The sequence below is a fragment of the Bacillus sp. hwrm1 genome, assembly GCF_040207805.1.
Classification (GTDB): domain Bacteria; phylum Bacillota; class Bacilli; order Bacillales; family Bacillaceae; genus Bacillus; species Bacillus velezensis.
Genome location: NZ_CP157943.1, coordinates 608146 through 620551, shown reverse-complemented (window position 1 = coordinate 620551; position 12406 = coordinate 608146). Strand labels below are relative to the sequence as shown.

Annotated in this window: 12 protein-coding genes and 1 tRNA gene; 7 read left to right on the top strand and 6 right to left on the bottom strand. The window is 44.0% G+C overall.

Annotated features, from left to right (window positions below):
- Positions 1–64: 64 nt before the first annotated feature.
- Complete coding sequence (locus ABK447_RS03185) at positions 65–352, bottom strand: DUF1433 domain-containing protein (RefSeq protein WP_017418857.1); 288 nt, start codon at positions 350–352, stop codon at positions 65–67.
- A 110-nt stretch (positions 353–462) separates the two neighbouring features.
- On the opposite strand from ABK447_RS03185, the gene ABK447_RS03180 reads away from it, so the two are divergent.
- Positions 463–1881: a lipase gene (locus ABK447_RS03180; protein WP_099320007.1), complete on the top strand. Its 1419-nt coding sequence runs from the start codon at positions 463–465 to the stop codon at positions 1879–1881.
- Positions 1882–1897: 16 nt separating this feature from the next.
- Positions 1898–2209 carry a hypothetical protein gene (locus ABK447_RS03175; protein ID WP_025649315.1) on the top strand — a complete coding sequence of 104 codons (312 nt, stop codon included), beginning with the start codon at positions 1898–1900 and terminating at the stop codon, positions 2207–2209.
- A gap of 59 nt (positions 2210–2268) precedes the next feature.
- Here the strand turns inward: ABK447_RS03175 and ABK447_RS03170 are convergent.
- The 3 genes from ABK447_RS03170 to ABK447_RS03160 all read right to left on the bottom strand — a co-directional run bounded on the left by ABK447_RS03170 (position 2269) and on the right by ABK447_RS03160 (position 5276).
- Positions 2269–2344 (bottom strand) — tRNA-Arg (locus tag ABK447_RS03170).
- Between the two features lie 215 nt (positions 2345–2559).
- Positions 2560–4029 (bottom strand): glycoside hydrolase family 32 protein, encoded by a 1470-nt coding sequence (locus tag ABK447_RS03165; RefSeq protein WP_038464293.1) that lies wholly within the window; start codon positions 4027–4029, stop codon positions 2560–2562.
- Positions 4030–4043: 14 nt separating this feature from the next.
- On the bottom strand, positions 4044–5276 hold the full coding sequence (locus ABK447_RS03160) for an MFS transporter (RefSeq protein ID WP_038464296.1): 1233 nt from the start codon (positions 5274–5276) through the stop codon (positions 4044–4046).
- Positions 5277–5666: 390 nt separating this feature from the next.
- Between ABK447_RS03160 and ABK447_RS03155 the strand changes: the two genes are divergently transcribed.
- Both ABK447_RS03155 and clpP read left to right on the top strand, forming a co-directional pair.
- Positions 5667–6641, top strand: a complete 975-nt coding sequence (locus ABK447_RS03155) for a LacI family DNA-binding transcriptional regulator (protein WP_038464299.1) — start codon at positions 5667–5669, stop codon at positions 6639–6641.
- Positions 6642–6892: 251 nt separating this feature from the next.
- Complete coding sequence (gene clpP, locus ABK447_RS03150; RefSeq protein WP_003151513.1) at positions 6893–7489, top strand: ATP-dependent Clp endopeptidase proteolytic subunit ClpP; 597 nt, start codon at positions 6893–6895, stop codon at positions 7487–7489.
- Positions 7490–7532: 43 nt separating this feature from the next.
- Here the strand turns inward: clpP and ABK447_RS03145 are convergent, their stop codons facing one another.
- Entirely contained in the window at positions 7533–8393 is an 861-nt protein-coding gene (locus tag ABK447_RS03145; RefSeq protein WP_003151510.1) for a LysR family transcriptional regulator, read from the bottom strand.
- Positions 8394–8566: 173 nt separating this feature from the next.
- On the opposite strand from ABK447_RS03145, the gene ABK447_RS03140 reads away from it, so the two are divergent.
- Positions 8567–9697, top strand: coding sequence for a 2-methylaconitate cis-trans isomerase PrpF family protein (locus ABK447_RS03140; protein ID WP_015418286.1), 1131 nt, complete (start codon positions 8567–8569; stop codon positions 9695–9697).
- 43 nt (positions 9698–9740) lie between these two features.
- The gene (locus ABK447_RS03135; RefSeq protein WP_025285334.1) at positions 9741–11117 is read left to right on the top strand and encodes an MFS transporter; all 1377 of its coding nucleotides are present in this window, start codon (positions 9741–9743) and stop codon (positions 11115–11117) included.
- A gap of 242 nt (positions 11118–11359) precedes the next feature.
- On the opposite strand, the gene ABK447_RS03130 is transcribed toward ABK447_RS03135, so the two are convergent.
- On the bottom strand, positions 11360–11935 hold the full coding sequence (locus ABK447_RS03130) for a TIGR00730 family Rossman fold protein (protein WP_015240657.1): 576 nt from the start codon (positions 11933–11935) through the stop codon (positions 11360–11362).
- Between the two features lie 115 nt (positions 11936–12050).
- Here ABK447_RS03130 and ABK447_RS03125 point away from each other — a divergent pair, with 115 nt between their 5' ends.
- Positions 12051–12371 carry a MazG nucleotide pyrophosphohydrolase domain-containing protein gene (locus ABK447_RS03125; protein WP_003151506.1) on the top strand — a complete coding sequence of 107 codons (321 nt, stop codon included), beginning with the start codon at positions 12051–12053 and terminating at the stop codon, positions 12369–12371.
- Positions 12372–12406 lie beyond the last annotated feature (35 nt).

Genomic DNA, 12406 nt, shown 5'->3' with positions numbered 1-12406 from the left:
TGTAATTTCGCCAGCTAAATCAATAAAATAAACATAAAGAATTCTTCTCTATTCCAACGTCTTTTTAGTATTCACATTCTTTTTCCTGACACTCAGGTTTCTCTTCCGCATCGACTGACGAAACTCCTATTTCATCATTCGTTTTGTCATAAAGCCCGAAAAATTCTTTTTCCTTATTACCATTCAAGTACCCCTTCACGGAAATACCACCCATAGGATTTATTTTATAATCGTTAATGTATGTAATTTGCTTTATATTTTTGTAATTAGCTTTTATATAGCTTTTCATTTTATTTTTCGCTTGGATAAAAAGTTCTTGTTCTGCTTCTTTTTTATCATGTTGGTACTTCATGTAAATACCTCCTAATGCTATAATTATTACAGAGATTAGGATAATTATGTATTTCTTCATAAACTCATCCTTTCTTAGATTAATCTTACATCAACTCCGGGGTGTTGTACATGTCTAAAAACATCAATGTAACAAATATCAGTGACCGAGAATACTTTTATTTAAGCCAAGTATCTTATGATTATGAAACTCTTAAGAATCACTTAGAAACACAAAAGCCATTAAAATTTAAATCTTCCACCAGATGGTACGTCGATCAAATAAAATCGGACAACGATACCGGACTTGACGCGGTTGTTCTGTCACAAGCTGAAAAGAACAACGGTAACTGGACAAAATCAAAAAACCCTGAAAACGTGGTCGTCGCCTTTGCGGGAACCGATATCGGAAAAGACCCGATTAATGACGGCGTAAAAGCGGACGGCGGCAATATTGTTTTCGGAAATGATCCGAAAACAGAAGTACATTATATTGTAAAAAAAGACGCAAAGGATACCTCGAAAACACTTGGAACCTATCACGGAACGCCCTCTCAAGACGCCATGCTCACAACCGGAAAGTATAAGCTGATAACGAAAACTTCGCAAATCGATCAAGCCGATCAGCTGGTACGCAGCGTAAAGAAAAAGTATGCCGGAACGTCAACGATTATTTCAACAACCGGCCATTCACTTGGCGGCGCTGAGGCCGAATACAGCGCGGTGAATAATAATGTGTATGCCGTCGCGTTTAACAGTCCTTCCGTCGTGAAACTGCACGATGAGGAAACACAGAAAGAGATCAACAGCGGCATTTACGATCCTTACATCCGGTCAATTATCAATCCGGACGACATGGTCGGGGCAGGTTATTGGAACGAATATGACCGCCACAACGGGACAACAATTTATACGAAAAACCCCTCGCTCTCACAGTTCAGCCGAAACCAGCGGCTTGATGGGAAATTGAGCGAGCAGATCGGAAAAAATCTCGCTTATTTCTTCACTACTGTCATTCTGAGAAATCCGGATACACACGGCTTAAACGAAGCAAATTTCGTGTTCGACAGAAACGGAACTATCGCAAATCCGAACGGAGATGAATTAGTCTTTGACAAAAACCTCGGCGCTCTTCTGCCGGCCGGTGCGATCGGAAGCGGCGACGCGATAAAAGTAACGCCGACAAACGCAAAGAAGCTGGCTGAAAAGGTGCAGGCCATGGCTGAGGATTTGCGGACGATGAAAAAAGAAGCGCAGAACGCCTATCAGGAGCACGATGAAAAAATCGCCGAGCTGAAAACGGAATTCTACGGTCAAGTCGGATACGGCTTGTATGATCAGCTTCAAGCACAGGACGTGACCAATACCATTGAAGATATTGCGCTATCTTACGATAAAGGCCCGATTTTTTATGACACTCAGGCTGAGCAGGCGTTTATTGATTCTTTGCAGGCGGCGATCACGGATCTTGAAGAGATCGGCGGATTCTTACATAAAATAGCAGACGAATTTCAGGAAAAAGACCAGATGCTCGCAAACTGGTTAAGATGATAGAGGTGTATACATAATGCCGACATTAGACGAACTTTTAGAACACAAGGACGACCCGATGAAGAAAAGGCTGCAGCGGCAAATGCTGAAAACAGGGATGACGCAGGCAGCGGGGATGAAACTGGAAACAGTCCGCCGAACGCTGAAACCGACATTCGAAATGGATACGTTGAAAGATGAATTATATGAAGTGTATTCAGCACTCTTGAACAGCTTTGAAGGCAAGGCGCAAAAAGCTCTCGCACAGCGGATCAGCGAAAGTGCGCGGCTGATTGCCGGCACCGAACATAACAGAGACACATTTGTTAACAGTTTCAAAACAAGATAAAATAAAAAAACCTCGCAGATTTATCATCTGCGAGGTTTTTCCTATCGTCTTAACTGAGACGCGCTCGGAGGGATTCGAACCCCCGACAGACGTGGTACCGGAAACCACCGCTCTATCCAACTGAGCTACGAGCGCACGTTTTTTCAATCAGATACCTTTATATTATAATAAAGAAACGCGCAGAAAGCAACTCTTTTTTGATAATGCACAACAGGATTATGCAGCGTCCTCATGCAGCATAATCCTGCATCGTTTACCGGCATTGATTTTCACAAAAAACCCATTTCAGGCGGACTGCCCCCGGCTCAGTACATTTTCAAACACTGCAAAAAAAGCGGTAATCACCCGTTTCAGCTTCTTTTCCAAATGTCCTTTAACGTCCAATAGGTGAATTCCTCAACCTTTACGGCGCCTTTCTCAGAAAACAGCTCAATCCCCAATCTGCCTTCATTCGGATAGATACGGCTTGTCATCGTCGTTTCTCCATGATTGGCGAATACTTCAATTGAGGATCTGTCAATAAAGATACGCAGCGCCAGCTTGCCGTTTGTATCCGTCTGCACCCTTCTCACACCGTCTTTCGCTTTCCCCATCTTGGTGCAATCAAGTGTCAGCTTTTTATCCGTTAGATTGTATGTCAGCACAAGTTCTTCTTCGTCAAGGCCGCGAATCTTAAAGCCTGCCGCTTCGGCATCGGAATCGTTTACATCAAACACGGCTCGGACTTCAAGCAGGTCTTCGGATGTCTTTGTCAAGTAACTCCCTGAAACCGATCGTCCGGCACATTCCCGATATTCCATTTTCCGCAGCTGCTTGGTTTCTTCCACGGGATTCATCAAAAGTTTATGATCATCACGCAAAGTCAGTTCTCGCGGCAAAGTCAGTGCACCGCACCATCCGTCCGCTTTTGTCGGCATCTCAGATTCCCACATATCCATCCACCCGATAGCAATTCTGCGTCCTTTATCATCTAATAATGTTTGCACGGCGTAAAAGTCATGGCCGTGATCCAGTTCTTTAAAAGCGCCGTGTGTAAATTTGTTTGTTTCATCATGATAGTCACCGATTAAATAACCGGTTTGATGTAAATTTTGATATGAATCACCGTCCGCCTCGATCCCCTGGGGCGAAATCAGCAGGACATGCTTGCCGCCTAATTCAAAGAAATCAGGACATTCCCACATATAGCCGAGATTACCGTCACTTTGGGCGAGAACCCCCGCGTATTCCCAATCACGCAAATCAGGTGAACGGTATAAAACGACCCGTCCGACGTTTTCTTTTGAAGAGTTGCCGATGACCATATACCAAACATCGCGATGCTTCCATACTTTCGGATCGCGGAAATGACGGGCGCTGTCTTCCGGCGGTTCCGCAATAACAGGGTTTTCCTGAAGCTTTTCAAACACGGTTCCATCTTGGCTGACAGCGATATTTTGAGTTTGATAGAATAGGTCTTTCTCTTGATCAATTATATTATGTCCTGTATAGATGAGGGCTAATCTTCCATGATCATCGACCGCGCTTCCCGAAAAACAGCCGCTTTGGTCGAATGCATCGCCCGGAGCTAAGGCAACCGGCAGGTGCTCCCAATGAATGAGATCTTTACTTTTTACATGTCCCCAATGCATCGGCCCCCAATGCTCATCATACGGATGATGCTGAAAAAAGACGTGGTATTCTCCTTTAAACTGAATAAGACCGTTCGGATCATTGATCCAATTCGCCCGGGGCATAATATGGTACCCCAATCGATATCTTTGTTTCACTTTACCCTCGGCTTCCTTCAAAGCTTCTTCCGCCTGCTGAATTCTATCCATTTGTAACATCCTCTCTATCCGATTTTTTGCAGACGCTGGACACGCCTGCTGTTTTGTTTCGGGCCCAATAAAGTAAATATGGAGATGACGGTAAAACCAAAGACGACGATTCCCATGATGAGATAGGTTTGACGGAACCCCGCACTGTCATATAATCCTCCCGCAAGCGGCGACAGAATCGACGCGCCTGCCTGAGATGCGAATTGAAAACCGACGAGATAAAGGACGGACGACAGACGCGTATCAAAATTGGCAGCCAAATATTTAAAAACGGCGATCAGCATAATCGGCAATTCCAGTGCGTGGATGAGTTTCATTGATGAAATGCCTACAGGCCCAACTGCAATTCCGGACCCGACGATGCGGAAAGCCATTAAAAACCCCGCTAAAATCAAACTGTTTTTCGCCCCGAACTTATTGACGATAAAAGGCGCAAGAAACATCATGCCAGCCTCCAAAAACACCTGGAATGAATTAAGATAGCCGAATACTTGGTTACCCATCGACACTGAAGGAAACAAAGACGCATAGTAGATCGGGAACTGCTGATCATATACGCCGTAAATGCAAGTCACCCCGATAATGTACAGCATAAAAAACCAGAAATCTCTTAGTAAAAAGAGCCGCCCCACATCTTTTAACCGGACCGAATCCGCTCTGTTTTTCTCATGATCGGTCATTTCTATTTTCACAGACATGATAATGGCCGTTAATATGACGGCTGAAACAGACGCGATCCAGAAGTTGATATTGGGATTGATATTGAAAAGCTGCCCTGCAAAAAATGCAGCCGCCGCCCAGCCCAGCGAGCCCCACATTCTTGATTTTCCATACTCGAAATCATACTTACGGCTGACCTTTTCAATGTACGTTTCAATCGCGCCTATCCCCGCCAAAAAAGCGGCTCCCAAATATAAGCCTCCGACAACGGCGCCAAGAAAGACGTTGTATTGTAAAAGCGGCCCATAGACGAAGATATAAAACGGACCCGTGAATATGAGAAGACAGCTGATCATAAACAATATCTTTTTCTTCAGCCCCAATTTGTCAGAGATAAAACCGTAAAGAGGCTGCATGCAGAGAGCAAATACGGCGTTTACAGAAAAGATAATGCCTGTCGCTGATCCGTTTAAATTGATTTCCTGTCCTAACCAAATCGCAAATAAAGAATAGCTGGAAGACCAAGTAAAAAAGAAAAAGAAGAAATAAGCACTCAGTTTCCAATACAGACTTTTTGAGCTTTTCATTTGCACCGCTCCTTTAATAGGACCTTTTAATAGCCGTTTTAGAGCCGCATACTTCCTTCTTCATTTTCATCACATACATGCGAGCTCTGAGTAAGCGCTTACTTTACACCGTTGCTCGATTCTTTCACTTTATTGCCGCCAGCCATCTCTCCATACCCGTCACTTCCCTTCACTCTGCGAATAAAGCGCTTTCAAAAAGAATTGTATGTCAACCGGTTCCACATGTCAATCGGTTGACATATTATTTTCTGATTATTTTAATCAAACAAAACGCACCCTCTTTATATGAAAACAGAAACACGGAATGTCCTTGCACATGTCAGCCTGATTCTCTAAAATAAGTGCGTGACGGAAATTGTAAGCCATTTCAGTAAGCAGGAGGGCACGGGAATGAAGCCTAACATTCATGATGTTGCGAAAATAGCGGGAGTTTCATCTACAACCGTTTCGCGGGTATTAAATAACCGCGGCTATATCAGCGAAAAAACAAAAGAAAAAGTGTACAAGGCGATGGAAGAACTCAATTACTTTCCAAACGATCTGGCCCGCTCTTTATTCCGAAAACGAACCAATTTAATAGGGCTTATCATCCCAAACTCCAGCAATCCGTTTTTCGGCGAACTCGCCTTTCATATTGAAAGCATTTGTACGTCCATGGGCTACAAACTGCTGCTTTGCAACAGTTTACATCGAAAGGATAAGGAAGAAAAGTATTTGGAGATGCTGATAAGAAACCAAGTGGACGGCGTGATCGCCGTGACTTACAACCGGGGAATTCTCAATGATCACAAGCAAAATCTGCCGATTGTCGCCATTGATCATTACTTATCGGACACGATTCCCGTCGTCGGCTCAGACAACTATGACGGCGGAAAAAAGGCGGCAGAACTGCTGATTGAAAAAGGGTGCCGGCACATCGTCCATATCAACGGCCCGATTGAACTCGAAACACCGGCAAACCTCAGAAGAAAAGCATACGAAGACGTTATGCATGAACACGGACGGAAGCCTATTACATATGAAGTACCCTTTTATCAGCATTACCATGACATTATTTCAACATTATTCGATGAACAGCCTGACACCGACGGAATTTTTGCCAGCGATGATATCATGGCGGCTGCAGTGATGACCGAGGCCAAAAAACGGGGAATAGACATCCCGAATCAATTAAAAGTGATCGGTTATGACGGCACTGAAACCGTTCAATCGGTTCTGCCGGACTTAACGACCATCCAGCAGCCGATTGAATTGATTTCCAAAACAGCCATCGAGATTTTAGCAAAAGAAATTGAAGGCGAATTTGATGATTTGCCGCTGGAAACATATTTGCCGGTACGGCTTTTGGAAGGACGGACAACGTAGTCAGACCCTTCCAAAAGCCGTACGTAGCGACGCGATTGCGGTCTATTTTGAGCGCTCCGGCCATATCATTTTCTCAAGGCTCCGGCGCTGATCATCCTCATTTCCACTTTGCTGTTTGAACTTTTTGTTTTATGGGAAAAATGGTGTTAGAAGAAAAGGTTGGCATTTTGGTCAGCGTTTTGTTTGACCTTTATTGACCAAAAATGTATCATGTAAATACATACTTACCTAAAAGGTGAAGGAGGAGCATTATGAATTTAATACCTACAGTCATTGAACAAACGAACCGCGGAGAAAGAGCTTATGACATTTACTCCCGTCTTTTGAAGGACCGTATTATCATGCTTGGATCTGCGATTGATGACAACGTTGCGAACTCCATCGTGTCACAGCTTTTATTCCTTGAAGCGGAAGACCCTGAAAAAGATATTTCCATTTATATTAACAGCCCTGGCGGATCAATCACTGCCGGTATGGCAATCTATGATACAATGCAGTTCATTAAACCGAAAGTATCCACGATCTGCATCGGTATGGCCGCTTCTATGGGAGCATTTTTACTTGCAGCCGGAGAAAAAGGCAAACGTTACGCGCTTCCTAACAGTGAAGTTATGATTCACCAGCCGCTTGGCGGAGCGCAAGGACAGGCGACAGAAATTGAAATCGCGGCAAAACGCATTCTCTTGCTTCGCGACAAATTAAACAAAGTGCTTGCTGAACGTACCGGCCAGCCGCTTGAAGTCATTGAGCGCGATACAGACCGCGACAACTTCAAATCAGCTGATGAAGCCTTAGAATACGGCTTAATCGATAAAGTGCTGACACGCAATACAGAAGACCAGAAGTAATGCCCAAAAAACCTGCAAGAGCTGATGTCTCTTGCAGGTTTTTTTATGCTTTATTCCCATTCAAAAAAGTAATGAATGCTTTGACGACAGATAATTCTAACGCTGAAGAATCATACATAAGCCAAGTATCGCGTATCACAGGCTCGTTATTTTTATAGGATAGCGCCAATGTGTATAATTCATCAGAAGGCTGAAGACAGATTTCCGGCACAACAGAATAACCGAGACCGTTTTTCACCATCTCTTTACAGGTTTCCTGCCTGTCTACCTCCATCGCAATGAAAGGCGGTTCAGTAAATTGGTTATTCCACCATTTTTGAATCAAACTTTTCAAAGAAGCATCAGTTTGATAATAAATCATCGGCAATTTAGGAAGGTCCTCACTGTTGATTTCAGTTTTTGAAATAAGGTACAGCCGCTCTTCATTTAGCAGTTGTTTTTCCCCTTGCCAATCATAATTTCCCCTCATAATCCCAAGGTGTACCCCCGAATGATGAAGCAGATCCATCACCTTCGCACTCCATCCCGTATTGACGTGGAATTGAACAGACGGATACTGATCAGAAAACCGTTTTAGAATCGCCGGGAGCTTATACTGAGCAAAATTGCTTGAGACTCCTAATCTGAGAACCCCGCTGACTTCATGGCTCATATTGAGCATATCATCCTTCACTCTTCTGAATTCCTGCAGCATCTCTTTCGAATAATCAACCAGATGTTCACCTTCTGAAGTGAACTCCATCCCTTTTTTTCTTTTATAAAAAAGGCGCACTCCGAATTGTGCTTCCAGGTTTTTGAGCCGATAACTTAACGCCGGCTGTGTCATATATAATCGCTCTGCCGCCTTCGTCATATTTTTTTCTTCGAATAATGTAATGAGCACAATCCAATCCTTTTCATCCATATGAAATCCCCCAAAATATTTTTCTGCTATAAAATTTCCTCCTATTATAAAAGTTTTTTATTCAACTTTATAAAAATTATATGTTTTACTTATAATCCTTATTTATCATACGATATTTTCCAAAGGGACCGGTACCTTTTTATCCACACAAAATGATGTAAGGATGAGACAGCATGGAAAAAGTTCCTGTAACCGTCATGAGAGGCGGCACCAGCAAAGGCGTTTTTATTCATCAAAAAGACATGCCAGACGATACAAACCTATGGAGCGATTTTCTTTTAGACATTATGGGGAGCCCTGACGAGAGACAAATTGACGGTCTCGGCGGCGGCCATTCTCTCACAAGCAAGGCAGCCATTATTAAGAAATCCGCCAGAAAGGATGCAGATGTTGAGTATACGTTTGCTCAGGTCAGTTTGACTGACCATTTTACCGACTTCAAAGGCAATTGCGGAAATATCTCTTCTGCCGTAGGCCCTTATGCTATTGAGAAAGGGCTCGTTCAAGCTGAAGAGCCGGTTACAAAAGTCAGAATGTTAAATACAAACACTCAAAAAGTGATCGTAGCAGAAGTTGAAGTCAGAAATGGAACATTTCATTACCAGGGGGACTGCTCTATCCCCGGGGTTCCAGGTACAGCTTCTCCTATTTATCTTTCATTTCACCAGGCTGAAGGAGCGGTGACCGGTAAGCTGTTTCCCACTGGTCAGCCTATTGATGTTCTCGATACACCGTATGGAAATATCTCGGTCTCGATTATTGATTACGCTAATCCGCTTGTCTTTGTAAAAGCAGAGGACACGGGGCTTACCGGCTTAGAACTTCCGGATGAATATACTCCGGATATATTGGAAAAGCTCGAAATGATCCGATCGATTGCAGCCGAGAAATGCAGATTCGCTCCGAGACATGAGGCTGCTGCAAAATCACCGGCCGTACCAAAACTAACATTAATCTCATCTCCAGCGGATTATATCGATACAAAAGGGATAAAGAGACACGCAGAAGAGATGGATCTTGTCATTCGTATGATGTCCATGCAAAAACCGCATCAAGCTTTAGCCATTACAGGGGCGGTTTGTACGACTGCCGGCATGCTATTGCAGGATACAATATTATCTGAATTTTCATTCTATGGCAGAACAATTCGATTGGGACATCCAAGCGGCATTTTAGAAACCGAGGCAGATGCTGATCCGGATGGAACAACGATTAAAGTAGTACGCACAGCAAGAAAAATCTCTGAAGGCTATGTGTTTACAAAGCAAAGTTACAACCTGAATACGCTGAATCACATTGGTTAATACCAGTCTTCAGACAAGTCAAAGATAAACGGAGGAATACGAGATGATCAATGTAAATGCGTCTAATCGATTAAACAGACTGCCTTTTTCAAGGGCCCATCAAGCAGTGCTCGTTATCCTTTCATTCGCTTACTTTTTTGATTTTATCGATTTAAATACGTTTTCATATGCGGCGCCTTCACTTTTAAAGGAATGGAACATTTCTACTCATACCATCGCTTTTATTACGTCTGTCTCCTATTTCGGAATGTTTATCGGCGCCTCTGCCGGAGGATGGTTTTCAGACCGTTTCGGAAGGAAAAAAGGTTTAATTCTGGTTGTCACCTTTTTCTCTTTCTTCTCCCTCCTCTCTTCTCTGGCTTGGAGCCCAGAAATACTCGGTGTTTTTAGATTTCTTACGAGTTTAGGTATCGGCGCCACAACGATTGTGGCAAGTACGTATATCAGCGAATTTTTCCCATCCGCAACTAAGGGTAAATACCAGGCAATCTGTATTACAATCGGCATATGCGGAATTCCTGCAGCCGGCTGGGTGGCTAAATTGGTCGTGCCGTCCGCCTCTTACGGCTGGCGGTTTATCTTTCTATTCGGCGCGGTCGGTATTTTTTTTCCGCTGATCGCCAGAAAACTGGAAGAATCACCGAAATGGCTGGACACGAAAGGAAAAAGCGAACAAGCACACCGCATTCTGCTTGAACTGGAGGCAAAAGCAGAAAAAGAAAAGGGTGAACTGCCTGAACCAGCTCCGGCTCTGCGAAGCAGACAAACCGCTGTAAAATCCGTTCCATATCGGACGTTATTTCAAAAGCCTTTGGCAGGAAGAACTTTTGTTTTAATGACGATGTGGGCTGCTTCCACGATTGCAATTCAAGGCTTTGGCACATGGGTTCCCACCCTTTTGGTAAAAGAAGGCGTATCAATGAATGAGTCTATCGTATACGTCACTCTGGGAACGATCGGTGCCCCGCTGGGCGCTCTCATTGCGTCGCAAATCTCTGACCGTGTGGATCGAAAGTGGGCCATTTCTGTTTTATCGTTAATTATTATGGCGCTTGGATTCTTTTACGGCATCAATCCTTTGCCGATGGTCATTGTCATATGCGGATTTCTCATGCATATGTTTGAGCGTACTTTCAGTTCGATCGCATATGCCTATACGCCGGAATTATATCCGGTTGAAGCCAGGGCGTCTGGAAATGGCCTCACTTACGGCGTAGGACGTCTTGCGAATGTAGCCGGTCCCTTTGTCGTCAGTTTCCTGTATTCAGGCTACGGATTTTTAAGTGTTTTCTTGTTTTTTACAGGCTGCTGGTTTCTTTGTGCACTGACAGTCGGTATATTTGGAATCAGTTCCAAAAAACAAAAGATGCAGCAGGATGATTTCATATCGGAGGAAACATTCGTGCAACAAAAGTTGTAAACGCATACAGTCTGCAAACCGCAAAACATCCATCTCCTCTGAGGAAATGGATGTTCTTCTTTCAACCCCAACAGCATTCTCTTTCTCATCTTATTCTCATACATATGTCTTATCATGAAGAAAGGTGTGATACGCATGAGAAAGAGAAAACGATTTCCAGAAAGAAAAGGTATTCTATAGGCGGAGAATTTTCCATCAGAATGGTTAGATGCAACCGTCGAAACATATTTCAGACCTCTTCCTTACAATTCCCGCCATTTCTTATCTAAAATCGGGTATGTATACCGATTCATCTGCTCAATCAGCTCATCCGGCCGGGAGGAACTGTGTATCAGCTTCAAATGAGACTCATTCGAAAATCCTTCCTGAATGCTGTACTTGACCATTTTCATCATCGGCTCAAAATACCCGTTCACATTGTACAGTCCGATCGGTTTTTGATGAATGCCGATTTGCGCCCAGCATAGCACTTCAAATAACTCTTCATATGTTCCGAAGCCGCCGGGCATGGCAATGTACCCATCGGCAAGTTCACTCATTTTCGCTTTCCGCTCATGCATGCCGCTGACTTCAATCAGCTCCGTCAGATTCTGATGAACAACCTCTCCGCTGAACAGTCCGCTCGGCATGACGCCGACAGCTTTTCCGCCGCCTGCCATTAACGCGTCGGCGACGGTTCCCATCAGACCGACCCGTGAACCGCCGTAAACAAGGCCGATTCCCTGCTCCGCCATATATTCACCCAGTTCGGCCGCTTTGCGTTTGTACTCTTCATTTACCCCCGGGTTTGACCCCGCAAATACACAAATGGTTTTCATTTTTTCATCTCCATATCTATATATGTACATCAATAAATCAAAATACACTATATATTGTCCCATCTCTATATGATAATATCAATAAGAATCATACAGGACATAAGGAGTGTTTCACATGCAGATGGCTGAAGCAGAACAATGGACGAAAGATTTTTATGAAAAACGAGGATGGACGGCGTACGGGCCATTTATCAGAATCGGTTTTTTAATGGAAGAGGCGGGTGAGCTCGCCCGGGCGGTAAGAGCATATGAAATCGGCAGAGACCGGCCGGATGAAAAAGACGCGACCCAGGCTGAACGCAGGCAGGAGCTGATTGAAGAAATGGGTGACGTCCTCGGAAATCTGGCCATCCTTGCTGATAAGTACGGCATCACGTTAGAAGATGCGATGAAAGCCCATCAGGAAAAACTGATCAAGCGCTTTGAAACCGAATAAAAACACGGCCTGTCCGCTTTTTCATGGACAGGCCG